The organism is Actinosynnema sp. NPDC053489 (assembly GCF_044544865.1).
Classification (GTDB): domain Bacteria; phylum Actinomycetota; class Actinomycetes; order Mycobacteriales; family Pseudonocardiaceae; genus Actinosynnema.
Genome location: NZ_JBITXT010000002.1, coordinates 457,030 through 483,294 on the forward strand (window position 1 = coordinate 457,030; position 26,265 = coordinate 483,294).

The 26,265-nt window shown below is 73.9% G+C and carries 22 protein-coding genes and 1 tRNA gene; 15 read left to right on the top strand and 8 right to left on the bottom strand.

Features of this window, described 5'->3' with window-relative positions; genetic code table 11:
• Positions 1-52 precede the first annotated feature (52 nt).
• Positions 53-622: a DUF3558 family protein gene (locus ACIGNX_RS05145; RefSeq protein ID WP_396536485.1), complete on the top strand. Its 570-nt coding sequence runs from the start codon at positions 53-55 to the stop codon at positions 620-622.
• On the opposite strand, the gene ACIGNX_RS05150 is transcribed toward ACIGNX_RS05145, so the two are convergent.
• Entirely contained in the window at positions 588-1,775 is a 1,188-nt protein-coding gene (locus tag ACIGNX_RS05150; RefSeq protein WP_396536487.1) for an MFS transporter, read from the bottom strand. The genes ACIGNX_RS05145 and ACIGNX_RS05150 overlap by 35 nt on opposite strands.
• Positions 1,776-1,838: 63 nt before the next feature.
• Here ACIGNX_RS05150 and ACIGNX_RS05155 point away from each other — a divergent pair, with 63 nt between their 5' ends.
• Both ACIGNX_RS05155 and ACIGNX_RS05160 read left to right on the top strand, forming a co-directional pair.
• Entirely contained in the window at positions 1,839-2,894 is a 1,056-nt protein-coding gene (locus tag ACIGNX_RS05155) for a LacI family DNA-binding transcriptional regulator (RefSeq protein WP_396536489.1), read from the top strand.
• Between the two features lie 126 nt (positions 2,895-3,020).
• Positions 3,021-3,093: transfer RNA gene (locus ACIGNX_RS05160), tRNA-Arg, on the top strand.
• A 42-nt stretch (positions 3,094-3,135) separates the two neighbouring features.
• Here the strand turns inward: ACIGNX_RS05160 and ACIGNX_RS05165 are convergent.
• Complete coding sequence (locus ACIGNX_RS05165; RefSeq protein ID WP_396536491.1) at positions 3,136-3,927, bottom strand: SAM-dependent methyltransferase; 792 nt, start codon at positions 3,925-3,927, stop codon at positions 3,136-3,138.
• A gap of 167 nt (positions 3,928-4,094) precedes the next feature.
• On the opposite strand from ACIGNX_RS05165, the gene ACIGNX_RS05170 reads away from it, so the two are divergent.
• The gene (locus tag ACIGNX_RS05170; protein ID WP_396536493.1) at positions 4,095-4,724 is read left to right on the top strand and encodes a hypothetical protein; all 630 of its coding nucleotides are present in this window, start codon (positions 4,095-4,097) and stop codon (positions 4,722-4,724) included.
• A gap of 47 nt (positions 4,725-4,771) precedes the next feature.
• Here ACIGNX_RS05170 and ACIGNX_RS05175 read toward each other — a convergent pair whose 3' ends face one another.
• Positions 4,772-6,352: an amidohydrolase gene (locus ACIGNX_RS05175; protein ID WP_396536495.1), complete on the bottom strand. Its 1,581-nt coding sequence runs from the start codon at positions 6,350-6,352 to the stop codon at positions 4,772-4,774.
• A 73-nt stretch (positions 6,353-6,425) separates the two neighbouring features.
• Here ACIGNX_RS05175 and ACIGNX_RS05180 point away from each other — a divergent pair, with 73 nt between their 5' ends.
• Both ACIGNX_RS05180 and ACIGNX_RS05185 read left to right on the top strand, forming a co-directional pair.
• Positions 6,426-7,373, top strand: a complete 948-nt coding sequence (locus ACIGNX_RS05180) for a methionyl-tRNA formyltransferase (protein WP_396536497.1) — start codon at positions 6,426-6,428, stop codon at positions 7,371-7,373.
• A 75-nt stretch (positions 7,374-7,448) separates the two neighbouring features.
• Entirely contained in the window at positions 7,449-8,108 is a 660-nt protein-coding gene (locus tag ACIGNX_RS05185) for an HNH endonuclease family protein (RefSeq protein ID WP_396536499.1), read from the top strand.
• Here ACIGNX_RS05185 and ACIGNX_RS05190 read toward each other — a convergent pair.
• On the bottom strand, positions 8,105-8,896 hold the full coding sequence (locus ACIGNX_RS05190) for a hypothetical protein (RefSeq protein ID WP_396536501.1): 792 nt from the start codon (positions 8,894-8,896) through the stop codon (positions 8,105-8,107). The genes ACIGNX_RS05185 and ACIGNX_RS05190 overlap by 4 nt on opposite strands.
• A gap of 148 nt (positions 8,897-9,044) precedes the next feature.
• Here ACIGNX_RS05190 and ACIGNX_RS05195 point away from each other — a divergent pair, with 148 nt between their 5' ends.
• Together ACIGNX_RS05195 and ACIGNX_RS05200 are read left to right on the top strand one after the other, a co-directional pair.
• Positions 9,045-10,529: a CHAD domain-containing protein gene (locus tag ACIGNX_RS05195; RefSeq protein WP_396536503.1), complete on the top strand. Its 1,485-nt coding sequence runs from the start codon at positions 9,045-9,047 to the stop codon at positions 10,527-10,529.
• A gap of 87 nt (positions 10,530-10,616) precedes the next feature.
• On the top strand, positions 10,617-12,200 hold the full coding sequence (locus tag ACIGNX_RS05200; protein WP_396536505.1) for a beta-N-acetylhexosaminidase: 1,584 nt from the start codon (positions 10,617-10,619) through the stop codon (positions 12,198-12,200).
• A 6-nt stretch (positions 12,201-12,206) separates the two neighbouring features.
• On the opposite strand, the gene ACIGNX_RS05205 is transcribed toward ACIGNX_RS05200, so the two are convergent.
• The gene (locus ACIGNX_RS05205; protein WP_396536507.1) at positions 12,207-13,511 is read right to left on the bottom strand and encodes an aldehyde dehydrogenase family protein; all 1,305 of its coding nucleotides are present in this window, start codon (positions 13,509-13,511) and stop codon (positions 12,207-12,209) included.
• A 129-nt stretch (positions 13,512-13,640) separates the two neighbouring features.
• Between ACIGNX_RS05205 and ACIGNX_RS05210 the strand changes: the two genes are divergently transcribed.
• Genes ACIGNX_RS05210 through ACIGNX_RS05220 form a run of 3 tightly spaced genes read left to right on the top strand, consistent with a single transcriptional unit; the run spans position 13,641 to position 16,274 of the window.
• Positions 13,641-15,053, top strand: coding sequence for a GAF domain-containing protein (locus tag ACIGNX_RS05210; protein WP_396536509.1), 1,413 nt, complete (start codon positions 13,641-13,643; stop codon positions 15,051-15,053).
• Positions 15,054-15,063: 10 nt separating this feature from the next.
• The gene (locus ACIGNX_RS05215) at positions 15,064-15,663 is read left to right on the top strand and encodes a DUF402 domain-containing protein (protein WP_396536511.1); all 600 of its coding nucleotides are present in this window, start codon (positions 15,064-15,066) and stop codon (positions 15,661-15,663) included.
• A complete protein-coding gene (locus ACIGNX_RS05220; RefSeq protein WP_396536513.1) occupies positions 15,660-16,274 on the top strand; it encodes a uridine kinase in 615 nt (204 codons plus the stop codon). Before ACIGNX_RS05215 ends, ACIGNX_RS05220 begins: the two co-directional genes overlap by 4 nt.
• 216 nt (positions 16,275-16,490) lie before the next feature.
• On the opposite strand, the gene ACIGNX_RS05225 is transcribed toward ACIGNX_RS05220, so the two are convergent.
• Both ACIGNX_RS05225 and ACIGNX_RS05230 read right to left on the bottom strand, forming a co-directional pair.
• A complete protein-coding gene (locus ACIGNX_RS05225; RefSeq protein ID WP_396536515.1) occupies positions 16,491-17,525 on the bottom strand; it encodes a fatty acid desaturase family protein in 1,035 nt (344 codons plus the stop codon).
• Between the two features lie 32 nt (positions 17,526-17,557).
• Positions 17,558-19,099 carry a PucR family transcriptional regulator gene (locus tag ACIGNX_RS05230; protein WP_396536517.1) on the bottom strand — a complete coding sequence of 514 codons (1,542 nt, stop codon included), beginning with the start codon at positions 19,097-19,099 and terminating at the stop codon, positions 17,558-17,560.
• A gap of 114 nt (positions 19,100-19,213) precedes the next feature.
• Here ACIGNX_RS05230 and pruA point away from each other — a divergent pair, with 114 nt between their 5' ends.
• Positions 19,214-20,839 carry an L-glutamate gamma-semialdehyde dehydrogenase gene (gene pruA, locus ACIGNX_RS05235; RefSeq protein ID WP_396536519.1) on the top strand — a complete coding sequence of 542 codons (1,626 nt, stop codon included), beginning with the start codon at positions 19,214-19,216 and terminating at the stop codon, positions 20,837-20,839.
• 2 nt (positions 20,840-20,841) lie between these two features.
• Complete coding sequence (locus ACIGNX_RS05240) at positions 20,842-21,765, top strand: proline dehydrogenase family protein (RefSeq protein ID WP_396536521.1); 924 nt, start codon at positions 20,842-20,844, stop codon at positions 21,763-21,765.
• Here the strand turns inward: ACIGNX_RS05240 and ACIGNX_RS05245 are convergent.
• On the bottom strand, positions 21,752-22,999 hold the full coding sequence (locus ACIGNX_RS05245; RefSeq protein WP_396536523.1) for a hypothetical protein: 1,248 nt from the start codon (positions 22,997-22,999) through the stop codon (positions 21,752-21,754). The genes ACIGNX_RS05240 and ACIGNX_RS05245 overlap by 14 nt on opposite strands.
• An 85-nt stretch (positions 23,000-23,084) precedes the next feature.
• On the opposite strand from ACIGNX_RS05245, the gene ACIGNX_RS05250 reads away from it, so the two are divergent.
• Together ACIGNX_RS05250 and ACIGNX_RS05255 are read left to right on the top strand one after the other, a co-directional pair.
• Positions 23,085-24,758 (top strand): bifunctional 3'-5' exonuclease/DNA polymerase, encoded by a 1,674-nt coding sequence (locus tag ACIGNX_RS05250; protein ID WP_396536525.1) that lies wholly within the window; start codon positions 23,085-23,087, stop codon positions 24,756-24,758.
• A 101-nt stretch (positions 24,759-24,859) separates the two neighbouring features.
• Positions 24,860-26,257: a carbohydrate-binding protein gene (locus tag ACIGNX_RS05255; protein ID WP_396536527.1), complete on the top strand. Its 1,398-nt coding sequence runs from the start codon at positions 24,860-24,862 to the stop codon at positions 26,255-26,257.
• The last annotated feature ends 8 nt before the right edge of the window (positions 26,258-26,265 follow it).

Genomic DNA, 26,265 nt, shown 5'->3' on the forward strand with positions numbered 1-26,265 from the left:
CCGCTACCAACCGCCGGACGTGCGCAGATCACACCCGCTACCGTTGCCGGATGTGACCGGATCGCGCACGGCGCCCGCGGTGGCCCTCGCCCTGCTCCTGTCGGCGGGGTGCAGCTACTCCGTCAACGGAGACCCGCTGCCCGCGGCCGGGGTCGCCCCGACGTCGACGTCGGCGGAGCCCCCGGGCGCGCCGAAGGTCGCCAAGCCGCGCACGGTCGTCGGCGTCGAGCCGTGCTCCCTGCTCACCGCGCCGGACCTGAAGTCCATCGGGCCGTTCAAGAAGGAGCCGGCGCGCAAGGACGACGTGATCCAGGAGTCGTGCCAGTACGTGCTGGACGACGGCACGCCGGTCGGGCGGACCGTGGTCGTCGCGCTCTACCAGAAGTACGAGCAGGTGCAGTCGCGGCAGGCCAAGGGGCACGAGGTGGTCGTCGACGGGCACTCGACCTGGGAGCTGTGCGAGCTCAGCGGCGGCGAGATGGCGTGCACCGCGACCCTGGCGGTCAACGCCAACCGCACCGTCCTCGTGGGGATGGCCCAGGCCGGCGGCGTGCCGGAGCAGATGCTCGCGGCCATGCGGCCGATGCTCAAGGCAGCGCTGAACCGGCTGCCGATCGCGTGAGCTCGCGGCCTCGCGACCGGCGGGCCAGCAGCACGGCCGGGACCATCAGCGCGACCACGAACGCCACCAGGCCGAGCGCGACCGACAGGTCCGCGGCGTGCGCGATGCCGCCGACGAGCGGCGGGCCGAGCAGGAACCCGGTGTAGGCGACGGTCGTGACCAGGCCGATCTCGCGCTCGCCGCCCGTGCCGTCGGCGCGCCTGCCGGCGTCACCGGCCAGGTCCATGATCACCGGGAAGGCGAACGCGAGGCCGAGGCCCGCGAGGCCGAACCCGACGTACCCCGCGGCGGGGAACGGCACCAGCACCGCGAGCGCCAACCCGGCCGCGGCGACCACCGCGCCGGACGCGAGCAGCCGGTAGGGGCCGACCCGGCGTTGCGCGGGCTCGCCGAACAGCCGCGCGACGGCCATCGCGATGGAGAACCCGGAGTACGCGGCGGCAGCGGCGGCCTCGCTGACGTCCCGCTCGGTGACGAAGAACAGCGCCGACCAGTCCGACGCCGCGCCCTCGGCGATGGCCGAGCACAGCGTGATCGTCGCGAGCAGCCACAGCAGGGGGCGCTTCAGCACCGGCCGATCGGATTCGACCGCGGCGGCGGTGTCGCCGGTCGTGTTCGGCACGGCCCTGATCACCCACACCACGACGACCGCGCCGATGACCGCGACCGTGACGAGGTGCCTGGTCAGCCCCCAGCCCGCGGCCGCGGCGGCCGCAGCGCCCAACGACCCCACCAGGCCGCCGACGCTGAACCCCGCGTGGAACTGCGGCATCAGCGGCCGGTCCAGCGCGCGCGTCACGGACACCGCGGCGACGTTCATGCCGACGTCCAGCGACGCGCCGCACGCGCCGAGGACGAACAGGATCAGGCCCAGCTGGAACGGCGACCCGGCGAGCGTGAGCCCGGGCACGGCCAGGACGGTGACCGTCGCGCCGACGACGATCAACCGCCGCGCGCCCACCCGCGCGCAGATCCGCGCGGCGAACGGTGCGGTCGACGCGAGGCCGACGCTGGCGCCGAACAGGGCGAGGCCGAGCGTGGCCTCGGTCGCGCCCACCTGCGCCGCCAGCGCGGGCATGCGGGCGGCCCAGGACAGGAACAGCGCCCCGTTGAACAGGAACACCGCGAAGACGGCGAGACGTGGGGTGGGCATGACCACGAGTGTGAACTAGAGCGCTTCAGAACGTCCAACCGATTACCTGGTTAGGCTCATCACGTGGACCGCCCTCGCAAGCCGACGCTCGACACGGTGGCCGGCGCGGTCGGCGTGTCGCGCGCCACCGTGTCCAACGCCTACAACCGGCCGGACCAGCTGTCCGCCGCGTTGCGCGAGCGGATCCTGGAGACCGCGGCGGCCATGGGGTACGCCGGGCCGGACCCCGTGGCGCGCAGCCTGGCGACCCGGCACAGCGCGGCCGTCGGGTTCATGCTCGGGCAGGGGCTGTCGGCGTCGTTCGCCGACGCGGCGCTGTCGGTCGTGCTCGACGGGCTCGCCTCCACCGTGGACGGCCACGACCACTGCCTCGTGCTGATGCCGGGGCGCGACAAGGGCGGGCCGCGGCCGGAGACCGTGGCCCGGGCGCAGGCCGACGTCGTGGTGGCGTACTCGCTGCCGGACGACGCGCCGGCCCTGGCGGCCGCGCGGGCGCGCGGGCTGCCGATGGTGGTGATCGACCAGCCCGTGCTGCCGGACACCGCGCGGGTCGAGGTGGACGACTTCGGCGGGGCGCGGCTGGCGGCGGCGGCGCTGTGGGAGGCGGGGCACCGGCGGTTCGGCGTGGTGGCGTTCGCGCTGCACCCCGACGGGTACAACGGGCGCGTGACGCCCGAGCGGCTGGCCTCGACGTCGTTCCGGGTGACGCGCGACCGGTTGCACGGGTACCTCGACGTGACCGGGGCGGGCACGCCGGTGTGGGAGTGCGCGCGGAGCAGCCGTGAGCTGGGTCGTGCGGGTGCCCGGGACCTGCTCTCGGCGACACCCCGGCCGACGGCGCTGCTGTGCGCTTCGGACGAGCTGGCGTTCGGCGCGTTGCAGGCGGTGCGGGACCTGGGGCTGCGCGTGCCCGCCGACGTGTCCGTGATCGGGTTCGACGACGTGCCGGCGGCCGAGCACGCGGACCCGCCGTTGACTACGGTGCGTCAACCCCTCGCCGAGAAGGGTAAGCACGCCGGGGAACTGGCGCTGCGCCTGCTGGACGGCGGCAGACCGGGAGGGCCGACAAGACTGCCGGTAACCCTCGTCACGCGCGACTCGACCGCCCCATTGATGTGATACACATCACTTTCCTGCCATCTTGATCACCCTTCGGGTGCCGGGACGGAAACGCGACGAGTCTTCCGGACGATGTGTCCGGTGGGGCGGCTACGCTGCTACAGCGCGTGGTCGACAGCCCCTCCAGCCTCCGTAGCTCAGTGGAGAGAGCGAGGGACTTCTAATCCCGAGGTCGCAGGTTCGAATCCTGCCGGGGGCGCTGGATGTGCAAGCCCCTGACCTGCGTGGCCAGGTCAGGGGATCACGGCTTCCGGCCGACCGCGGCCAGGCCCGCGAAGCGTTCCGGGTGGTCGGCCACGTCCTCCGGTGAGGCCGGTCGCCACAGGGGCAGGTGGACGACACCCGGGTCGACCAGCTCGAAACCGTCGAACAGGGCCTCGACCTCCCCCTTGGAGCGCATGGTCATGGGGGTGGCGGTCCGGCGGCGGTACAGGGCGGTGTGCTCGTCGGCCTGTTCGTCCTGGCCGTCGTGGGTCGCGTGGGAGATCACCAGGTAGCTCCCGGACGGCACGGCGTCGCGGTAGGCGGCGACGATCTTCGTCGGGTCGTCCTGGACGAAGTGCAGCACCGCGACCATCATCACGGCGATCGGGCGGTCGAAGTCGAGGAGCGCCGCGACCTCCGGGACGGCCAGGACGTCGTCCGGGTGGCGCAGGTCCTCCTGCACGACGGTGGTCCGCGGGTCGTCGCCGAGGATGGTCCGGCTGTAGGTCACGGCGATCGGGTCGTTGTCGACGTACACCACGCGGGACTCCGGGTCGGCCTCGCGGGCGACCTCGTGGACGTTGCCCACCGTCGGGATGCCCGAGCCCAGGTCGAGGAACTGGGTCACGCCCCTGCTCACGCAGAACTGCACCGCACGGCGCAGGAACGCCCGGTTCGCCTGCATGATCAGCGGCACGTCCGGCCACATCCTGATCGCCTGCTCGGCCATCTCGCGGTCGACCGCGAAGTTGTGCGCCCCGCCCAGGTAGTAGTCGTACACCCGGGCCGCGCTCGGCCTGGTCAGGTCGATGTCCGGTCGTTCGTCCACGGCTGGCTCCTTCCCCGGGCCGGCAGCTTAGGCCGTGCCCGCGCCGCCCCCCTCGCGAGACTAGGCCGATAGCGTGCCACCTGCGGATTCCCGGTTCGCGGCGGCCCGGATTGTCGGACCCCGGCGGTAGAATCGAACGTGAGTTCGAGCGCCGAGGGGAGCCTGCCGTGGAGCCGATCAGCGTCACCGCCCTGTCCTTCACCGAGTACGCCATGAGCGGTCAGCGTGGCCGGATCAGCATCGTGTCCGAGCAGCGCCGCGTCTACCTCGCCCCCGAGCAGTGGGTGGCCGGGTTCTACAACCCGATGCGCGACGCGATGCGGCGGGCGGCGAACTCGCCCGACCCGGCCGCCGAGCTGGACAAGGCGGTGGAGGAGGCGCACCGGCACCCGCGCGCCGGTCAGCCCAGGGCGTTCGAGGAGTTGCGGGAGGGGTTCCTGCCCTGGCTGCTGGCGACCAGGGCCACCGGCGTGCCGACGGGGGCGGCGCGGTGGCAGGCGGGGGAGCTGGCGCTGCGTGTCCGGCCGCACCTGGGGTTGCGGCTGCCGGACGGGTCGCGGGCGGCCGTGCTGGTGTACGTGAAGGAGGCGCCCCTGACGCAGGAGGCGGCCAACGTCGGGTTGCGGATCCTCCAGCAGACGATGGCGGACACGCTGCCCGGCGCGGTGCCGCTGGTGCTGGACGCGCGGCGGGGGCGGGCGTTCCGGATGTCGCGGCGGACGAACCTCGCGAAGCTGGACGCGTTGATCGCGGCGGAGGCCGCCGGGTACGTGGTGCACTGGCGGATGAGCGCGTGATCGCCGCGGGCTCGATCCGACGTGGGGCCCACGTCGGATCGAGCCCGTCAGAAGGCGGCGGGGTTGTGGGCGAAGTCGCCGGAGACGACCGTGGCGGCGACGCCGATGTCGGCGATCCTGTCGACGTCGGTGGTCAGGGGGTCGGCCTCCAGGACGGTGAAGTCGGCCAGCTTGCCCGGGGTGATGGTGCCCAGCTCGTGCTCCATGCGGCAGGCGTAGGCGGCGTTCACGGTGTAGGCGGTGAGCGCCTCGTGGACCGTGGTCGCCTCCGCCGGGCCGATCGGTTGGCCTGAACGGGACCTCCGCTCGACCATGAACTGGATGGCGCGCAGCGGCGCCCCGTCGGCGACCGGGCGGTCCGAGCTGCCGGCGACGGTGATCCGCCGGTCGAGGAACGACCTGCCGCGGTACATCCACGGGGTCCGCTCCGGGCCCATGATGTTCGCGTAGTCGTCGCCGTAGGCCCACAGGAAGGTCGGCTGGACCACCGGGATCACGTCGAGGGCCGCGATGCGGTCGAGTTGGTCCGGCCGCACGAGGCCGCAGTGCTCGATGCGGTGCCTCGCGTCCGGGCGCGGAACGGCCCGCTGGGCCTCCGCGAGGGCGTCGAGGGCGAAGTCGACGGCCCGGTCGCCGATGGCGTGCACGGCCAGCTGCCAGCCGGCGGCGTGGCCGTCCAGGATCGCCGCGCGCATCACGTCCGGGTCGTCCTGCAGTTGACCGGCGGTGTCCATGCCCTCGTACGGCCGGGTCAGCGCGGCCGTGCGGGCGATCATGCCGCCGTCGGTCCACAGCTTCAGCGGGCCGATGGAGAGCCGCTCGTCGCCCAGGCCGGTGCGCAGGCCCAGCGGCACGGCGCGGCGGATGCCGTCGGCGGCGTGGGCGGCCACCGGTTCCAACCGGTCCGCGGAGATCATGAGCTGGACGCGGATCGGGAGCGCGGCGCGTTGGTACGCCTCGACCTCCAGCGGGCTGCTGCCGATCAGGCCGCCGCCCACGCCCGCCTCCGCCGCCAGCACGATGCCCTCACGCAGGCACTGGCGCGCGCCCGCCTCGACGTCGGCGGCGATGTCGTCCAGGGAGTACGGCAGGCGCAGCGCGCGCACGGCGGTTTGCGCGCCCTCGGCCAGGAAACCCGTGGGCGCGCCGGAAGCGTCGCGTTGGGCGTCGCGCAGGACGGCCGCGGGCAGGACGTCGAGCACGTCGCCGCTGACGACGCACGCGTGCCCCGAGAGGTCCTGGACGTAGACGCGGGGGCCGACCGGGTCGAGGTCGCGGGAGGTCAGGGGGCGGTCGAGGACGCGGTGGTCGTAGCCCGCCACCTCGACCCAGCCCGACGAACGCGGTGCGCCGCGCAGCACGTCGAGCACCTCGGCGACCGTCCGGCACGACGAGATGTCGGCGGTCCTGGCCGCACGGCCCGCCCACGCCAGGTGGTTGTGCGCGTCGACGAACCCCGGCAGCACGACCGCGCCGTCCAGGTCGACCACGCGGCGCGCCGGCAGGTCGGCGACGTCGTCGTCCAGGCCGACGATCCTCCCGGCCCACACACCGATCACGGACGCCGTCGGCCGGGCCGGGTCCATGGTCACGACCCGCCCGCCGACCAGCTTGAGATCAAGGATCACCCGCGAAGGCTAACCCACGGCTACTTAGGTTAGGGTTCGATAAGTTAGGCGAGCCTATCCAAGGAGGAGCTCCATGCGGGTCGTCATGTTCGGCTACCAGACCTGGGGTCACCGCACGCTCCAGGCGCTGCTGGACTCGGAGCACGAGGTGGCGCTGGTCGTCACCCACCCGAAGAGCGACCACGCCTACGAGCGCATCTGGAGCGACTCGGTCGCGGACCTGGCCGCCGAGCACGGCGTCGAGACGATCATCCGCAACCGCCCGGACGACGACGAGCTGTTCCAGCGCCTCAAGGAGGTCGACCCGGACGTCATCGTCGCCACGAACTGGCGCACGTGGATCCCGCCGCACGTCTTCGGCCTCCCCAAGCACGGCACGCTGAACGTGCACGACTCGCTCCTCCCCGCCTACGCGGGCTTCTCGCCGCTGATCTGGGCCCTGATCAACGACGAGAAGGAGGTGGGCGTCACCGCGCACCTGATGGACGAGACGCTGGACGCCGGCGACATCGTGCTCCAGCGCGCCGTCCCGGTCGGCCCCCGCGACACGACGGCCGACCTGTTCCACAAGACGCTGGAGCTGTTCGGGCCGATCACCGTGGACGGCCTGGCCGAGATCGCCACGGGCCGCACGGACTTCACCAAGCAGGACCGCTCCAAGGCCAGCTTCTTCCACAAGCGCGCGGAGGAGGACCTGCGCATCGACTGGACGTGGGAGGCCGAGGAGCTGGACCGGCTGGTCCGCGCGCAGTGCCCGCCGTACCCGAGCGCCTTCGCGTTCCACCGGGGCAAGCGGCTGGAGATCCTGGAGGCCGAGGTGTCGAAGGAGCGGTACGGCGGCACGCCCGGCCGGATCTTCTACCGCGAGGGCGACGGCGTGGCGATCGTCGCGGGCGCGCTGGCGCGGCGGGGGCGCAACCACGCGCTGCTGGTCAAGCGCGTCCGGACCGAGGACGGCCGGGAGCTGGCCGCCGCGGAGTACTTCACGCACATGGGCGGGTACCTCACCAGCCGCCCTTGATCGTTGCGGGACAACGGTTCGGAATATTTCCGCCCCGGTGTTCCCGTGGGGGCGACCATCGCTGATCATGGGTACATGAGCGGCAAGCGGTCTGCGGCGGTTGTCAGCGGTGTCCTGGCGGTTCTCCTGGCCGTCGCCGGGTGCGGCACCGACGTCCTCTCACCCACCCCGACGTCCGCGGCCGCGCCGACGGGTCCGGCCGCGCCCGGTGACGACCCGGCGGCGCAGCTGGCGGCGCTGACCGTGGCGCCCGAGGGCAAGATGACGGGGTACAGCCGCGACCGGTTCCCGCACTGGAGCAACCAGGGCGGCGGGTGCGACACCCGGGACGTGGTGCTGCAGCGGCAGGGCGCGGACGTGAAGACGGCCGACAAGTGCAAGATCGTGTCGGGCTCGTGGACGAGCGCCTACGACGGCGCGGTCGTCACCGACCCCGGCCAGCTCGACATCGACCACGTGGTGGCGCTGGCCGAGGCGTGGCGGTCGGGCGCGGACAAGTGGACCGACGAGCAGCGCGAGAAGTTCGCCAACGACCTGGGCGGGCTCCAGCTGATCGCGGTGTCGGCGACCAGCAACCGGGCCAAGGGCGACCAGGACGCGGCGAAGTGGAAGCCGCCGGCGCAGGCGTACTGGTGCACCTACGCGCGGGCCGTGGTGTCGGTGAAGACGATCTACTCGCTGACCGTGGACGAGGCGGAGCGCGACGCGCTGGGCGCGATGCTCAAGACCTGCTAGAGCCGCAGGGACTCGAGCTGGTCCACGATGTCGGTGTACGCCTCGGCCCGGCGGACCAGGGCGGCGAAGCCGGACTCGTCGGAGGGTGCCTCGCCCAGCGGCGAGATCGGGTCCGTCACGCCGTACTCCAAGCGGTAGGCGATCAGGGCCACGGCGGCCTCGACCCAGCGGGACGGGTCGGGGCTGGTGATCTCGCCCAGGCCGACGCGGAACCACAGCGGCAGGCGGGTGTCGGCGGCCAGGGCGCGCTCCAGGCGGCGGCGGGCGATGTCGAGGACCTCCTCGCGCGCCTTCTCCCCCGCCACGACGGCTTCCGCGCGCCACGGCTCCTCGGCGGCGAGCTGGTCGGCGGCCAGCCGCTGCGAGGCGGCCATCGCCCCCGGCTCCTGCGCGTTGACCCGCCACTCCAGGTTCTGCACCTCGTGCTGGAGCGCGTCGCGCTCGAAGCGCGGCATGCGGCCGGACGACAGCTTGGCCAGGCCCGCGTCCCGCTGCTGGCGCAGCGACTCGTACTCGCCGACCTCGCCCCGCAGCTCGGCGCGGACGGACTCGGCCAGCAGCTCCTGCTCGGCGTCCCACGCGGCCCGCAGCGCGCGCACGGTGTCGATGATGTCCTCGGTCGAGTCGAGGTCCTCGTCCGGGCCCGACCCGGCGCCGGACAGCCTGCGTTCCAGCACCAGCAGGCGGGCGCTCACCCGACCGAGCTCGGCCGTCAGCGCCTGCGTGGTGGCGACGAGATCAGCGACGGTCGGCTCGACCTCGTCGAGCCGTTCCTTCTCAGTGGGCACGCCGCCAGCCAACCGCACGAACCCACCCTGTCCAGGGACGGAACCGGAAAACCACGCGGACGGGCCGATACAAACCCCCGGCATGGTTAACGGTTGATCACGCACCGTGACATGCCTGAACTCGGACGAAACGGTGTATGCCTAGGGCATGTCGAGGTCGGTGAACGAGACGGAACGCAAGTACGAGGCCCCTGGCGGCGCCGCGCTGCCGGACCTGGCCGACCTGCCCGGCGTGGCCGCCGTGGCGGGCCCCGAGGAACAGCGGTTGGAAGCGGTGTACTACGACACGGCCGACCTGAGGCTCGCCCGGGCGGGTCTGACGATGCGCCGCCGCACGGGCGGTGACGACGCGGGCTGGCACCTGAAGCTGCCGGTGGGCGTGGACACCCGCGAGGAGGTGCGGCTGCCGCCGGGTCGCGCGACCAAGCGCCCGCCCGAGGAGCTGGGCGCGCTGGTGCGGGTGCACGCCCGAGGTCGCGAGCTGGCCCCGGTCGCGCGCATCCGGACGACGCGGCAGCGCCGGCAGCTCGTGGACGACAAGGGCCGCCTGCTCGCCGAGGTGGTCGAGGACCTGGTGTCCGGGCAGTCGCTGGCCGACGAGTCGCGGGTCGACTCGTGGCGCGAGATCGAGGTGGAGCTGGGCGAACGCGGCGACGTCGCGCTGCTGGACCGCGTCGAGGCGCGGCTGGGGGGCGCGGGCATCACGCGGTCGGCGTCCTCGGCCAAGCTCGCGCGCCTGCTGGCCGACCGGCTGGCGACCCCCGCGGCGGGGCGTTCGACGGGCAAGTCCGCCGGCGACGTGGTGCTGGCGTACGTGCGCGAGCAGGCCGAGGCGTTGAAGCACCAGGACCCGCGGGTGCGCCGCGGCGAGGACGACGCCGTGCACGCGATGCGGGTGGCGACGCGGCGGATGCGCAGCGCGCTGCAGGCGTTCGGGACGATCATCGACCGCGACGACACGCGCGCGTTGACCGAGGAGCTGAAGTGGCTCGCGGGCGTGCTCGGCCAGGCCCGCGACCTGGAGGTGCTGCGGGAGCGGTTCGCCGACGCGGTGTCGGCGCTGGAGCCGGAGCTGGTGCTCGGCACCGCTCAGGCCGAGCTCACCCGGCACTTCTCGCCGCTGGAGGCCGAGGCGCACCGGGCGGCGGTGGCGGCGCTGGACGGTGACCGGTACTTCGCCCTGCTGGACGCGGTCGACGGGCTGGTCGCCGACCCGCCGTTCACGCCGTTGGCGCGGGAGAAGGCCACGAAGGTGCTGCCGGACCTGGTCGACAAGACCTACCGCAGGCTGGCGAAGCGGGCCGAGGGGGCGCGTGACGACATCGGGCTGCACGAGGCCCGCAAGGCGGCCAAGCGGCTGCGGTACGCCGTGGAGGTGTCCGAGCCGGTGTTCGGCAAGCGCGCCGCCGAGTACCGCAAGAAGGTCAAGGCGGTGCAGGAGCTGCTCGGCGAGCACCAGGACGGCGTGGTGGCGCGGCCGGTGCTGCGCGAGCTGGGCGCGAAGGCCCAGCTGGACGGGACGAACGGCTTCACGTTCGGCCTGCTGCACGGCCTGGAGACCGCCGCGGCGCAGCGGGTCGAGGACCGGTTCCCGGACATGTGGCGTCGCCTGGGCAAGCCGAAGCTGCGGTGATTGGTCTGGACCTTGACACCCCCTGGTGCGGCTGAAACGGTGGCTGGAGCCGCCGCTCGGTGATCCACGCTGACCAGGAGGACGTCAGTGCTTCTCACAGAAGGCGCCGGACGGCGCGGGTTCGGTCGAGCGCTCGCCGCGCTGCTGTTCGTCGGCGCGGTGGGCGCGGCGGTTCCCGCCCAAGCAGCCCCGGAGACGCCGTTGCAGCACATCGTGCCCGCTCCCGTCACTGTCACCCCGCGGCCCGGCGTGACGTTCACGCTCAGCGCCGACACCAGGATCCACACCCAACCCGGCTCCGCCGCCGCGCGGCAGGTCGGCGAGTACCTGGCGGGCGTGCTGCGCCCGTCGACCGGCTACCGGCTGCCGGTCGTGCCCGGCGCGTCCGGGCGGCACATCTCGCTGCTGCTCGTCGGCGCGGACCCCCGCGTCGGCGAGGAGGGCTACCAGCTCGACGTGACCGCGCGGGGCGTGCTGATCCGGGCGCGCACCGCCGCCGGCCTGTTCGCGGGCGTGCAGACGTTCCGGCAGATCCTCCCCGCGAAGGTCGAGGCCAGGACGAAGCAGCGCGGCCCGTGGACGGCCCCGGGCGGCCGGGTGCTCGACTACCCGCGCTACGCCCACCGGGGCGCGATGCTCGACGTGGCGCGGCACTTCTTCTCCACCGACGAGGTCAAGCGGTACGTCGACCAGCTCGCCCTCTACAAAATCAACCGGCTGCACCTGCACCTGACCGACGACCAGGGCTGGCGGTTGGAGATCAAGAGCTGGCCCAACCTGACCGCGCACGGCGGCAGCACGGAGGTCGGCGGCGGCCCCGGCGGCTTCTACACCCAGGAGCAGTACCAGGACCTCGTGGCCTACGCCGCCGCACGGCACATCACCGTGATCCCGGAGATCGACCTGCCGGGCCACACCAACGCCGCCCTGTCGTCGTACCCGGAGCTGAACTGCGACGGCGTCGCCCCGCCGCTCTACACCGGCATCGAGGTCGGCTTCAGCTCCCTGTGCATCGACAAGGACGTCACCTACCGGTTCGTGGACGACGTGCTGCGCGAGGTCGCCGCCCTGACCCCCGGCCGCTACCTGCACATCGGCGGCGACGAGGCGCATGCGACCGCGGACCCGGACTACCAGGCGTTCATGGACAGGGTGCTGCCGCTGGTGACCAAGCACGGCAAGGTCGCCACCGGGTGGCACGAGTTCCTCAAGGCGACCCCGCCCGCGTCGGCCGTGCCGCAGTTCTGGGGCACGAAGACCGTCGCGCCCGACGTGGTCGCGGCCGCCGCGCGGGGCAGCGAGGTCGTGCTGTCGCCGGCCACCAAGGCGTACCTGGACATGAAGTACGACGCCGACACCAAGCTCGGGCTGAGCTGGGCCGGGTACACCGACGTGCAGGACGCCTACGACTGGAACCCCGGTGCCTACGTCGAGGGCCTGCCCGCCGAGGCCGTGCTCGGCGTCGAGGCGCCGCTGTGGAGCGAGACCGTCACCGACTCGGCGGACCTGGAGCAGCTCGCGTTCCCGCGCCTGCCCGCCATCGCCGAGCTGGGCTGGTCGCCCTGGTCGACGCACGACTGGGACCGGTTCAAGGTCCGGTTGGCGGCGCAGGCCGACCGGTGGGACGTGATGGGCGTGAACTACTACGCCTCGCCGCAGGTGCCCTGGTAGCCGCGTTCAGCAGCAGCCCTGCTCGACCAGGACGGTCTTCGTCCGCTGGTACCGGTCGAGCAGGGCGTCGCGGTCCCCGTCGCCGGAGTGGAAGGTGTTCACCCGCACCCGGCGCGCCGGCACCCGCCGGCCGGTCCGGAAGCCCACGCCGGCCTCCCGCGACCACAGGCCGACGCCGTTGAGGCCGCACAGCTGCTTGACCGCGTCGTCGAAGTGGTCGAACGACGTCACCCGCACGACCGGGCCCGCGAGGTCGAACCGGGAGACCCGCGTCTCGCCGGCGATCACCGTGGGCTCCAGGTAGCACCCGCCGGACAGCTCGCCGCCGAGGTCGGCGGGCTGGCCGCCGCACAGGACGCGGGCGCCGTCGCGCTCGGCGATCGCGATCAACGACAGGGTCCGGTCCAGCCGGTCGCGGCCGGCGATCGCGCCCACCGCGGTGTCGGTGTCCAGCGGGTGCCCCGGACCGGCGGCCCGGGCGCGCTCGGTGGCGTCGGCCAGGAACCGGTCGTGGATCGGGGTCTGCACGAGCGCCCGGTCCAGGGAGAACGTCGTGAACCCCGCCATCGCCCGGTCGTAGAACGCGTCCCGGCTCGCGGCCACGTCGGCGAAGAACACGTCCGCCCCCTTGCCGGCGGGCGCCTCGTCCGCGCCGACGCCGGTGACCACGTTGACCACGCCCGGTGGCAGCAGGTCGGCGACCAGGCCCACCAGCACGTGCAGGGCCGCGGGCGCGTGGTCGTCCGGTCTGAGCACCGCGGTGTTGCCCGCCGCCAACGCGGGCGCGAGGTTCACGGCGGCCGTGAGCAGCGGCGCGTGCGACGGGACGAACCGGTCGACCACGCCGATCGGCTCGCGCAGGTGGAAGGCGACGAGGTCGTCGTCCAGCCGGGAGACGCCACCCCGCTGCGCGCGGATCAACGCGCCGAAGTGGCGGAAGCACCCCACCGCGCGCGGCAGGTCGGCCAGCGCCTCGCGGACCGGTCGGCCGGTGTCCCAGGTCTCGGCGACGGCCAGGGCCTCGACGTGGTCCTCCAGGCGGTCGGCGATCTCGGCGAGGACGGTCGCGCGCTCCGCGGCGGACGTACCGCCCCACCGGTCGGCCGCGCCGTGCGCCGCGTCCAGGGCCCGGTCCACGTCCCCGGCGGTGCCCCTGGCCACCTCGGTGAACACCGCGCCGGTGACCGGCGTGGCGTGGGCGGTGTACCCGCCCTCGGCGGGCGGCACGTGCTCACCGCCGATGAAGTGGTCGTACCGGTCCCGGTGCGACACGACGCCGCCCCGCTCGCCCGGCGCCGCGAACCTGCCCATTCCGCCTCCCGCGTTGCTCGACGGGCGCAGGGTCCACGGCGCAACGTTGCAGTCGCGTTGCACCCGAACGGCGCAGCGCTTGCTTGCCGTGACGGGCGGCGGCGGTTCATCCTGGTCGAGGAGGCGCCCATGCAACCGGACCCGCGACGGCTCGCCCGCGTGCGCGAGGCGGTGCTGGCCGGGGACCGGGCCCGGGGGGCGCGGCAGCTCATCGTGGAGTCCTGGCGGCGGTCGCTGGCCGCCCGGGTCGACCCGGAGCGGCACGAGGCACCGGTCGCGCTGGACCTCGCCGAGGTGGTCGACCGGCGCGGGGCGCACCCCCTGGCGGCGGCCCTGCCGGTGCTGCGCGAGACGTTGGTGGGCATCGCCGACGAGGCCGAGCACGTCATGATCGTCACGGACGCGGACGGCACCGTCCTGTGGTGCGAGGGCGCGGACTCGGTGCGCGGCCTGGCCGAACGGGTGCGGCTGGTCGAGGGTGCCAACTGGGCCGAGGACGCGATCGGCACGAACGCCATGGGCACGGCCCTCGCGGTCGGCCGGCCGGTCACCGTGCACTCCGCCGAGCACCTGGTGCGGACCTACCACGGCTGGACGTGCGCGGCGAGCCCGGTGCGCGACCCGGACACCGGCCGCACGATCGGCGCGGTCGACGTCAGCGGGCCGTTGAGCAGCACGCACCCGGCGATGGCGGCCCTGGTGTCGGCCGCGGCCCGGTTGGCCGAGCACCAGTTGCAGGTGCGGCTCGCGGCCCACGACGAGCGGCTGCGGTCGGTGAACATGCGGCACCTGATCGGCCTGCGCGGCGAGCCGGGCGCGTTGCTCAGCCCCACCGGGCGGGTGCTGGCCGCCGAACCGCACGGCCTGCTCGCCGCGCGGGTGGACGTGACCGGCGGCGGCGTCCGGCTGGCCGACGGCAGGGAAGCGGTCCTGGAGCAGTTGGACGAGGGGTACCTGCTGCGGGTGCCGCGGGCCGCCGGGCGAAGACCCGTGCTGTCCCTGCGGTTCCTCGGCGACGTGCAGGCGTCGCTGGGCGGCCGGGCGCTGTCGCTGTCGCTGCGGCACGCGGAGCTGCTGACGGCGTTGGCGCTGCACCCGCGCGGGCTGACCGCCGAGCAGTTGGCGCTGCGCCTGTACGGGGAGCGGGGCAACCCCACGACCGTGCGGGCCGAGCTGCACCGGCTGCGCGCCCAGTTGGGCGGCGTGCTGCTGACCAGGCCGTACCGACTGGCGGCGGACGTGCGCGGCGACTTCCTGGCGGTGCGCGAGGCGATCCGCGCCGGTGACGTGGAGCGGGCCGCCGCGGCGTACCGGGGCGAGCTGCTGCCCCGCTCCGAGGCGCCGGTGGTGCGCGAGGAGCGGGAGGACGTGGCGGCGGCGCTGCGCCGGGGCGTGCTGGACCGCGGCGAGGTGGAGGCGCTGTGGGCGTTCGGGCTCGTGGCGGAGGACGTCACCGTGCTGGAACGGCTGGTCGAGGTGCTGCCGCGCACCGATCCGCGGCGGGCGGTGGCGGCGACCAGGCTGCGGCGCGCGTTGATCTAGCCTGAGCGCCATGGGGTACTTCCAGCCGGGGGACGTGGCGCTGCGCCGCGAGGTGCTGCACGGCAGGCCGTGGGTGGTGACGCCGACGCGGGTGGTCGAGGACGGGCCGGACCTGCTCGTCGTGTTCACCGCGCCGGGCACCGAGTTCGGCTTCTTCCCCCACCCCCGGACCCACCACTGGCAGGAGCTGGGCCGCACGAGCTGGACGGGCATCGGCAAGCTCCAGCTGCACCGCCCCGGCGACGCCTACTCCGTGGACCTGTACTGGGAGGGGCCGCAACGCCGGTTCGCGGGCTTCTACCTCAACCTCCAGGCCCCGATGCGGCGCACCGCCCTCGACTTCGACACCCTCGACCACGCGCTGGACTTCTGGGTGCCGGTCGAGGGCGACTGGCGGGAGCTGGACCGCGACGAGTTCGAGGAGATGGTCGCCGACGGCAAGTACGACGCGGCCGAGGCGGAGGGCATCCGGCGCACCGCCGAGGAGGTTGCGGCGATGCTGACCTCGGGCAGCACGTGGTGGGACCCGGCGTGGGGCGGGTGGGAGCCCGACCCCGACTGGCCGGTGCCGGTGCTGCCCGCCGGCTGGCGGGACGACCCGCTGCCGTGAAGGTCGTGCCGCTCTCGCCGCGGGCCCTCGTGGACGAGCTGGTCGCGCGGGTCGACGCGCTCCCCCGCACGACGTGGGCGCGGGTGCTGGTCGACGGCGCGCCGCCGACCGACCCCGGCGGGCTGGCGGACGCCCTGGTGGAGCCGCTGCGCGCGCTGGGCCGTCCGGTGCTGCGCGTGTCGGCGTGGGACTTCCTGCGACCCGCGTCCGTCCGGCTGGAGCACGGCCACGAGGACCCGGACTCGTTCCGCGACTCGTGGCTCGACGTCGGCGGGCTGCTGCGCGAGGTGCTGGAACCCCTGGACCCGGGCGGCTCCGGGCGGGTGCTGCCGGCGTTGTGGAACGCGACCGCGGACCGGGCGCACCGGGCGGACTACGTGACGCTCGGCGCGGCCGGCGTGCTGCTGCTCGACGGCACGGTGCTGCTGGACAAGTGGCTGCCGGCCGAGCTGACCGTGCACCTGTGGCTGTCGCCGGGGGCGCTGGAACGGCAGCTGCCCGACCAGTGGCGGTGGACGCTGCCCGCGTACGCCTCCTACGAGCCGCACGCCGACGTGACCGTGCGCTACGACCACCCCACCCGACCCGCGCTCGTGGGTACGGCGGACTGAGGTCGACCGGGGTGCGGTCGCTGTCGATCCGCGAGAAGTCGCTGCGCGCCGCGTTCCTGCGGTTGCGCGACCCCGACGCGGCGGGCCGCCCCCGTCCCGAGCACCCGGGCGGGCCGCAGCCGCCGTTCGCCGGGCTGCTGCGGCTCCTGCCGTTCGGGACCGTCCCGGTCGCCGCGGTGCTGCCGCCGGCGGCCGGGACCTACCTGGTGACGACGACTACCTGGACGCTGCTGGAGCGAGCTTGGCTGCACCGCGCAGTTCGGCTCCCGCTTCGTGCAGGTACTTCAGCACGTAGCCGTACGACGTGAACAGGCCGCACTCGGCGTAGGACACCGAGTGCCGCTGGCAGAAGTCGCGGACCAGCGCCTGCGCCCGGCGCAGGTGCGGCCGCGGCATGCTCGGGAACAGGTGGTGCTCGATCTGGTAGTTCAGGCCGCCCAGCAGGAAGTCGGTGAACCAGCCGCCGGTGACGTTGCGGGAGGTCAGCACCTGCTTGCGCAGGAAGTCGAGCTGGTGGCCCGCCTGCAGCACCGGCATGCCCTTGTGGTTGGGCGCGAACGAGATGCCCATGTAGACGCCGAACACGCCCTGGTGCACGGCGATGAACAGCACCGCCTTGCCGGGGGACATCAGCAGGAACACCGCGGTCAGGTAGACCGCGAAGTGCGCCGCCAGCAGCACCAGCTCCAGCCGCCGGTCCTTGACCTCGCCGCGCACGGCGGCGGCGGTGCTGATGACGTGCAGGCTGAAGCCCTCGAGCAGCAGCAGGGGGAAGAACAGCCAGGCCTGGTGCTTGACGACCCAGCGGAAGAAGCCGCGCTTGCGCTCGGCCTGCTCGGCGCTGAACGCGAGGACGGCGATGTCGACGTCCGGGTCCTCGTCCTCGTGGTTGGGGTTGGCGTGGTGACGGGTGTGCTTGCCCATCCACCAGCCGTAGCCGACGCCGATGAGCAGGTTGCCCAGCAGCAGGCCCATGACCTGGTTCGTCCGGTGCTCGGCGAACACCTGGCGGTGACCCGCGTCGTGGCCGAGGAACGCGATCTGCGTGAAGACGACGCCCAGCACGGCGGCCGGCACGAGCTGCCACCAGGAGTCGCCGATCAGCACCATCGCGACCCCGGTGAGGCCGAACGCGGCGAGCACGCCGACCAGGTACGTGACGTAGAAACCGATGCGCCGGTCCAGCAGACCCTGCTGCTTGACCAGCCTGGACAATTCAGCGAAGTCGCTGCCGCGGGCTTGGGTGCTCACTCCCGGAGGGTACGGCGCGACCGGCCGCCGGTTCAGCCCAGCCTGAGTTGCAACTGGGCGAACAACCGGAGGAGCGGGTCGTCGAGATCGAATCCGCCGACCTCCGCCGCACGTCGGACGCGGTATCGCAGGGTGTTCGGGTGCACGTGCAACTTCGCGGCCGCGCTTTTCACATCACCGAATTCGTCCCAGTAGACCAAAAGGGAACGGGCCAGTTCACCATCGAGTCGGGCGAGTCGCGGATCGCGGATGCGGGGGTGTTCGGCCAGCAGGGCGAGCGTTTCACTGATCAACACGCGCGACCGCACGTCCTCCAGGGCGGCCACGTCGGCGTCGAGGTCGCGCGACATCGCGTCCAGCACCCGGTCCGCCTCGGCGCGGGAGACCATCACCTCGTCCACGGTCGGCACGGTCGAGCCGATCGCGCCCTGCACCCGCAGGCCCATGTGCTTGCGGGCGGCGGCCACGATCTCCCTGGTCAACGTCAGCAGCGGCGCCTTCGGCGGCAGGTCGGTGAGCAGGGCGTAGGTGCGACCGCCCTGCTGGCTGACCAGCGCGCTGCGCCGGTACGCGGCGGCGTGCACCGAGATCAGGCCGGTCATCTCGGCGCGGCGCAGCTCGTGCTGGGTGCGGTCGGCGTGCTCCTGGCCGCGCAGGGCGAACACCACGACGGCGGCGGGCTTGTCCGGGTCCGCGCCGATCTGCTCGGCGATCGCCCCGGCGTCCATCCGGCCGTCGAGCAGGGCCGCGAGCAGGTTCTCCCGGAACGCGGCGGCGGGCTCGCGCTGCTGCACGAGGTGCAGGGCGGTGACGCGGGCCGCGCCGAGCAGCGCCCGCTCGGCCTGCTCGGCCAGCGGCGTGCCGCCCTCCTGCACCCAGATCGTGCCCAGCGGCTGCGTGCCCGCGCGGATGCCGATCGCCAGCCGGCGGCGGATGCCCAGCTCCGGGCGCTCGTCGATGCGCACGACCTCCTCGCCGGAGCGCAGCCGCTGGTAGACGCCCCACTCGCGGAGCATCTTGAGGTACGGCTCGGGCCCCTGGCGGCCGAGGATGGACAGCCGGCGCAGCTCGTCCACCTCGTCGGTGGACCGGGAGTAGGCCAGCACGCGGCTCGCGGTGTCCTCGATGCTGACGATGCCGCCGGTCAGCGAGGCGATGGTCTGGGCGAGGCCGAACAGGTCGCCGAGCACCTCGCCCGCGCCCGCGTCGGCGGTCACGCGGGCGTTGTGCACCACCCCGCGGGCCAGCGCCTCCAGGTGCTCCCAGCGGACCTCCGGCCGCACCGCCAGCAACGCCACGCCCGCGTCCGCCGCGGCCTGCCGCAGCACCGGCGACGGCGCGTCCACCTTGACCGCCACGGCGACCGCTCCCCCGGCCGCGGCCGCCCGGACCAGCGGTGACGCCGCACGGCCGCGCGCGCCGATGACCAGCGCGAGGTCACCGGGCCGCACGTCGGGGGTGTCGTCGGGGTCGAGGATGACCACGTCGAGGACGTCGGCCTCCAGGCCGTGCGGCGCGACCTGCACCTCGACCAGCGGATCGCCCAGCGCGATCAGCACCTGCCGCAAGCTCATCTTTGTCCAGTTCCACAACGACGGGTGGCCAAGCCTAGACGTGCGGACAACGGGCCGCATGGTTGGAAGTCCTACCGTTGGGTCAACCCCAACCCTGTGGCGAAGGAGCTGCTCGTGGATGCCGTGACCACGGTCCCCGCACCGGTGAACGAGCCCGTCCTCGGCTACGCCCCCGGCACCCCGGAACGGGCGCAGCTGCAGGCGAAGCTGGCCGAGCTGGCCAAGGAGCCCGTCGAGCTGACCCTCACCATCGGCGGTGAGCAGCGGGTCGGTGGCGGCGAGCGCTTCGACGTCGTGCAGCCGCACAACCACCGCGCGGTCCTCGGCACGCTGCACGGCGCCACCCGGCAGGACACGCGCGACGCCATCGCCGCGGCCAAGGAGGCCGCCCCCGCGTGGCGCGCGATGTCCTACGACGACCGCGCCGCCATCCTGCTGCGCGCCGCCGACCTCCTCGCGACCAAGTGGCGCGCCACGCTCAACGCGGCCACCATGCTCGGCCAGTCCAAGACCGCGATCCAGGCCGAGATCGACTCCGCGTGCGAGCTGATCGACTTCTGGCGCTTCAACGTCTCGTTCGGCCGGCAGCTGCTCGCCGAGCAGCCGCAGTCCTCCCCCGGCGTGTGGAACCGCACGGACCACCGCCCGCTGGAGGGCTTCGTCTACGCGATCACCCCGTTCAACTTCACCGCCATCGCGGGCAACCTGCCCACCGCGCCCGCCCTGATGGGCAACGTGGTGCTGTGGAAGCCGTCGCCGACGCAGAGCTTCGCCGCGCACCTGACCATGCGGCTGCTGGAGGAGGCGGGCCTGCCGCCCGGCGTGATCAACCTGCTGCCCGGTGACGGCCTGGCCGTCTCCGAGGTCGCGCTGGCCGACCCGGACCTGGCGGGCATCCACTTCACCGGCTCCACCCGCACGTTCCAGCACCTGTGGGGCCAGGTCGGCGCGAACATCGCCCACTACCGCTCGTACCCGCGGGTCGTCGGCGAGACCGGCGGCAAGGACTTCGTGCTCGCGCACCCGTCGGCCGACCTCGACGTGCTGCGCACGGCGCTGGTCCGCGGCGCGTTCGAGTACCAGGGCCAGAAGTGCTCGGCCGCGTCCCGCGCCTACGTCCCGCGCTCGGTGTGGAACCGGGTCAAGGACGACTTCCTCGCCGACGTCGAGTCGCTGACCGTGGGCGACGTCACGGACCTGTCGAACTTCATGGGCGCGGTCATCGACCGGCGCTCGTTCGACAAGCTGTCCGGGGTGCTCCAGGCCGCGCGCTCGGACGACAAGCTGGAGGTCGTCGCCGGCGGCACGGCCGACGACTCCGAGGGCTTTTTCGTGCGGCCGACCGTGCTGCTGGGCAGCGACCCCGGGCACGAGGTGTTCACCACCGAGTACTTCGGGCCGGTGCTGGCCGTGCACGTGTTCGAGGACTCCGACTACGACACCGTGCTGCGGCAGATGGAGAGCGCCGCGCCGTACGCCCTGACCGGCGCGGTCATCGCGCGGGACCGGGCCGCGATCGCGCGCGCGCAGGACGAGCTGCGGTTCGCCGCCGGCAACTTCTACGTCAACGACAAGCCGACCGGCGCGGTCGTCGGGCAGCAGCCGTTCGGCGGCGGCCGGGCGTCGGGCACGAACGACAAGGCGGGCTCGGTGCACAACCTGCTGCGCTGGGTGAGCCCGCGCTCGATCAAGGAGACGTTCGCGGCTCCGACCTCCTACCGCTACCCGCACCAGGGGTGATCATGCTCCGCTCCGCGCTGCTCGCGGCCTCCCGTTCCGACGCCGTCCGCGAGCTGGTCGAACGCACGCCGCTGACCAGGCCCGTCGTCAAGCGCTTCATCTCCGGCGACGACGTGGCCGCCGCCGTCGCCACGACCGGCGAGGTGCTGGCCGACGGCCGGTACGTCACCCTGGACCACCTCGGCGAGGACACCCGGGACGCGGCGCAGGCCGCGGCCACCGTCGAGGCGTACCTGGACCTGCTGCGCCGGCTGGAGGTGGCAGGCCACACCGGGCGGGCCGAGGTGTCGGTGAAGCTGTCCGCGGTGGGCCAGTTCCTGCCCCGGGACGGCGAGAAGATCGCGCTGGAGAACGCCCGCCGCATCTGCGCGGCGGCGGGCGCGGTCGGCACGACGGTGACCCTCGACATGGAGGACCACACCACGACCGACTCGACGCTGGGCATCCTGCGCGAGCTGCGGGTGGACTTCCCGTGGGTCGGCGCGGTGCTCCAGGCGTACCTGAAGCGGACCGAGCAGGACTGCCGGGACCTGGCGCACGCCGGGTCGCGGGTGCGGCTGTGCAAGGGCGCCTACCAGGAGCCCGCCTCGGTGGCGTTCCAGGAGAAGGTCGACGTCGACCGGTCCTACGTGCGGTGCCTCAAGGTGCTGATGGCGGGCGAGGGCTACCCGATGGTCGCCTCGCACGACCCGCGGCTCATCGCCATCGCCGGCGAGCTGGCCAAGGACCGGTCGCCGGACACCTACGAGTACCAGATGCTGTACGGCATCCGGCCGGACGAGCAGCGCCGCATCGCCGCCGCGGGCAACCGCATGCGGGTCTACGTGCCCTACGGCGACCAGTGGTACGGCTACTTCATGCGGCGGCTGGCGGAGCGCCCGGCGAACGTGGCGTTCTTCCTGCGCTCGCTGGTCACCACCGGCTAGCGCCCTCGCGGTGCAGGGCGTCGGCCTCGTCCACCGCGGCCGACGCCCCGGTGTGGTGGCCGAGCGCGGCACGGCGGCGCCCGAGCTGGTCGAGCGCGCGGACCAGCCGGTGCGTGCCGTCCGCCTCCTCGGCGGACACCACCCGGCACAGCGCCACGGCCTCCTCCGCCACGGCGAGCGCGTCCTCGGGCCGGTCGACGGCCAGGTAGCGCAGGACGAGGTCGTCCAACGCGTCCGCGAGCGCCGGCCGGTGCGCCACCGGGTCCGCCTCGGCCAGCTCGCGGCACAGGGCGACGCGGTGCCGCGCCGCACCCAGCGCCTCCTCGTGCAGCGACGCCAGGGCGGCGCGGGCGGCCAGCAGGCCGTGCAGCTCGGCCCGCTCCAGCGGGTCGTTCGCGTCCCGGGCCAGCGTGCGGGTCAGGATGGCGGGCAGCGGGTCGCCGTGGCAGCGCGGGTCGTCGAAGACCCGACGCGCGACGGCCCTGGCCGGTCCCGGCCACTCGGCGAGGACGCGCAGCGCGGGCACGGCGACGTCGGCCACCAGGTCCGGTTCCGCGGTGAACAGCTCCTCGGCCCGGCGGCGCACGTGCGGCCAGCGGGCGGCGGCCCGCAGCAGGGTCAGCAGGGCGTCCGGCGTGCGGTCGGGGGTGATCCGGTCGTCCAGCAGCGCGGCCGCCAGGACGTCCTCGGCGAACCGCCCGTGCTCGGGGCCCGTGATCAGCCAGTGCGCCGGCGTGTCGTGCACCGCGGCGAGCGCGGCCAGGTGCAGGTCGTGCAGCGTGGCCGCCTCGGGCGCGGGCACCGCCGGCAGCGGCAGGCCGAGGGCGTACGCGAAGTGGGCGCAGGCGGTGGCGAAGGACGTCTCGTGCTCGTCCGGGGACGGCGCGACGGCCAGGTCGTGCGTGCCGCGGCCCAGGCGCGCGGCGCGTTGGCGCAGCGCCGACCACCACCAGCCGGCCGTGCGGGCGACCAGCAGCACGCGCGGCTCCCGTCCCAGGTCCAGGTCGGTGGCGAGGTCGGCGTCGTCCACCACCGGCACGCCCGTGGCCGCCGCGAAGTGCCGGGCCAGCCGCGTCTTGCCGACGCCGGCCGGGCCGTGCAGCAGCAGCGCGGAGCACGCCTCGTCCCCGTCCAGCCACCGCGCCAGCTCGGCCAGCTCCGCCACGCGCCCGTGGAACGGCACCACCTCGTACCTCGGGTCCAGCAGCTCACCGGGCGACAGGGTGCGGTCCACCGGGCACATCCTGCCCCCGGCCCCGCGCCACGATCGGGCGACCGCCGACCTCGGGGCTGTCGGACCCGGTGGGCACAATCGCGGCATGCTCATCGCCGTGGCGCCGGACGGGGAGGGCGCGGGTCGCTACCGCGTCCTCTCCGACGCCGGCGTGCCCGCAGGGCCGGCGGTGGCCGCGGCGGACCTCGCGGCGGTCGTGGCGGAGCTGGAGGAACGGCACCGGCCCCGGTGGCTGTGGGCGGAGACGGCGGACGTCTACCCCGACCTGCTGGCGCGCGGGGTGCGGGTCGAGCGGTGCCAGGACCTGGCCCACGCGGAGTACCTGCTGCTGGCCTACCGGGGGCGGCACGGCGAGCCGCGCGGGCTGGGCGCGGCGCTGGCCCGGCTGCGCGGCCTGCCCGTGCCGGAGGACCACGGGCCGCGCAGGCGCGACACCCAGCCGACCCTGTTCGAACCGGAGCAGCAGCGGCTGCCCGGTGACGCGGACCCGCTCGACGCGCTGGCGGCGGTGCACGCGGAGCAGCAGCGGGTGGTGGCCGGGCTGCCGCACGCCGACGGGTTGCGGCTGCTGTTCGCGGCCGAGTCCGCCAGCGCGCTGGCCGCCGCCGAGATGACCCACTTCGGCCTGCCCTGGCGGGCCGACGTGCACGAGCGGCTGCTGGAGGACGTGCTGGGCCCGCGCCCGGCCGGCGGGGTGCGCCCGGCCCGGCTCGCGGAGCTGGCCGACGCGATCACGGCGGCGTTCGGGGGCAGGCAGGTCAACCCGGACCACCCGCCGGGCATCGTGCGCGCGTTCGCGCGGGAGGGCATCGACATCCCGTCGGCCCGCGCGTGGGTCCTCAAGGGCGTCGACCACCCGGCCGTGGCGCCGCTGCTGGAGTACAAGGAACTGGCCCGGCTGTGGGTGGCGCACGGCTGGTCGTGGCTGGACGCCTGGGTGGCCGACGGCCGGTTCCGGCCGGACTACGTGGTGGGCGGCGTGGTGTCCGGGCGGTGGGCGACCCGGGGCGGCGCGGCGCTGCAGATCCCGCGCGCCCTGCGCACGGCGGTGCGGGCCGACCCGGGGTGGAAGCTGGTGGCGGCGGACGCGGCGCAGCTCGAGCCGCGGGTGCTGGCGGCGCTGTCGGAGGACCACAAATTCACCGAGGTGTCGTCGGACGACGACCTCTACACGTCGTTGGCCGCGGAGGCGTTCGACGGCGACCGCGGCAAGGCCAAGCTCGCCATGCTCTCCGCGATGTACGGCGGCACGGGCGGCAACGCGGCTCCCGCGATGGCGGTGCTGCGGCGGCGGTTCCCCGAGGCCGTCGGGTACGTGGAGGCCGCCGCGCTCGCGGGCGAGCAGGGCCGGGTGGTCCGCTCCCGGCTGGGCCGCACGAGCCCGCCGCCGTCGGAGGCGTGGCGGGCGGTGACCGGCAGCGCGGACGACGACGAGGAGGCGTTGCGCCGGTCGCGGCGGGCGGCGCGGGACTGGGGCCGGTTCACCCGCAACTTCGTGGTGCAGGCCAGCGCGGCGGACTGGACGGCGGCGCTGCTGGGCGTGCTGCGGCGGCGGTTGCACCGGTCGGCGCGGGGCGCGCACCTGGTGTTCTTCCAGCACGACGAGGTGCTGGTGCACTGCCCGGAGGAGCTGGCCGAGGTGGTGTGCGCCGAGGTGGCGGCGGCGGGCGAGGAGGCGTCGCGGCTGGTGTTCGGCGCGACACCGGTGCGCTTCCCGCTCAAGGCGGTCGCGGTGGACTCCTACGCGGACGCGAAGTAGGCATTTGCGCCGTTCAGCCTCTTGAACGATCTCCGTGAGAGCGCTCTCATGATTCGCGGGCGTGCCGAACGCTTAGGACAGTGACAAGGAGGTCACCGCTCATGGAGTTCAGCCGGAGCAGACGACGACGCGTCCTCGCGGCCACCGCCGCCCTGATCACCTCCGTGCCGCTCGCCGTCGTCGCCACCCTGTCGGCCGACGCCTCCGTGCCCTCCACCCCGGCGGGCTGGACGCTGCAGTGGAGCGACGACTTCAACGGCGCGGCGAACTCGCTGCCGTCGTCCTCGAACTGGATCATCGACCTCGGCCACGGCTACCCGGGCGGACCCGGCAACTGGGGCACCGGGGAGATCCAGAACTACACCAACAGCACGAACAACATCAAGCTCGACGGCTCGGGCAACCTGCGCATCACCGCGCTGCGCGACGGCTCGGGCAACTGGACGTCCGCCCGCATCGAGACCCAGCGGTCGAACTTCAAGCCGCCCGCCGGCGGCAAGCTCGCCATCGAGGGCCGCATCCAGATGCCCAACGTCACCGGCCAAGCCGCCCTCGGCTACTGGCCCGCGTTCTGGGCCCTCGGCGCGCCCTACCGGGGCAACTACTGGAACTGGCCCGCCATCGGCGAGTTCGACATCATGGAGAACGTCAACGGCATCAACTCCGTGTGGGGCGTGCTGCACTGCGGCGTGAACCCCGGCGGGCCGTGCAACGAGACCAACGGCCTCGGCGCGAGCCGCGCCTGCCCGGGCTCCTCGTGCCAGTCGGCGTTCCACACCTACCGCTTCGAGTGGGACGACGGCTCCTCGCCCAAGGCGCTGCGCTGGTACGTCGACGGCCAGCAGTTCCACAGCGTCACCCAGAGCCAGCTCGACGCGACCACGTGGAACAACATGACCAGCCACGCGGGCTACTTCCTGCTGCTCAACCTGGCCATGGGCGGCGCGTTCCCCAACGGCGTGGCGGGCACCGGCACCCCGACCTCGGCGACCCAGTCCGGCCACTCGCTGGTGGTCGACTACGTGGCCGTGTGGTCGGCGGGCGGCGGCACCCAGCCCACCACCACGACCACCACCAACCCGCCCGGCGGCAGCGGGTGGGACGCGTTCGCCGACATCCAGGCCGAGCAGGCCACCTCGCGGTCCGGCGGCTACCTCGAAGCGGGTGACGGCGGGCAGACCGTGGCGCAGCTGCGCAACGGCGACTCGCTGCGGTTCTCCGGCGTCCGGTTCGGCTCGCGCACCGCGACGCAGTTCGTCGCCCGGGCCGCGTCCGGCGCGACCGGCGGGGTGAGCGGCCTGGTCGAGGTGCGGCTGGACAGCCCGACCGCGGCGCCGGTCGGCAGCTTCGCCATCGCCGACACGGGCGGCTGGCAGAGCTGGCGCACGGTGCCGGCGAACATCGCCGGGGTCACCGGCACGCACGACGTCTACGTCACGTTCACCAGCGGCCAGCCCGCGCCGTACGTGAGCCTGAACTGGATCCGGTTCGGCACCTGAGTGCCCGT

Coding starts and splice junctions, on each gene's coding strand:
- ACIGNX_RS05150 (WP_396536487.1), bottom strand. CDS start 1,775: ATGCCCACCCCACGTCTCGCCGTCTTCGCGGTGTTCCTGTTCAACGGG.
- ACIGNX_RS05180 (WP_396536497.1), top strand. CDS start 6,426: ATGCGGGTCGTCATGTTCGGCTACCAGACCTGGGGTCACCGCACGCTC.
- ACIGNX_RS05185 (WP_396536499.1), top strand. CDS start 7,449: ATGAGCGGCAAGCGGTCTGCGGCGGTTGTCAGCGGTGTCCTGGCGGTT.
- ACIGNX_RS05195 (WP_396536503.1), top strand. CDS start 9,045: ATGTCGAGGTCGGTGAACGAGACGGAACGCAAGTACGAGGCCCCTGGC.
- ACIGNX_RS05205 (WP_396536507.1), bottom strand. CDS start 13,511: ATGGGCAGGTTCGCGGCGCCGGGCGAGCGGGGCGGCGTCGTGTCGCAC.
- ACIGNX_RS05210 (WP_396536509.1), top strand. CDS start 13,641: ATGCAACCGGACCCGCGACGGCTCGCCCGCGTGCGCGAGGCGGTGCTG.
- ACIGNX_RS05215 (WP_396536511.1), top strand. CDS start 15,064: ATGGGGTACTTCCAGCCGGGGGACGTGGCGCTGCGCCGCGAGGTGCTG.
- ACIGNX_RS05230 (WP_396536517.1), bottom strand. CDS start 19,099: ATGAGCTTGCGGCAGGTGCTGATCGCGCTGGGCGATCCGCTGGTCGAG.
- ACIGNX_RS05240 (WP_396536521.1), top strand. CDS start 20,842: ATGCTCCGCTCCGCGCTGCTCGCGGCCTCCCGTTCCGACGCCGTCCGC.
- ACIGNX_RS05250 (WP_396536525.1), top strand. CDS start 23,085: ATGCTCATCGCCGTGGCGCCGGACGGGGAGGGCGCGGGTCGCTACCGC.
- ACIGNX_RS05255 (WP_396536527.1), top strand. CDS start 24,860: ATGGAGTTCAGCCGGAGCAGACGACGACGCGTCCTCGCGGCCACCGCC.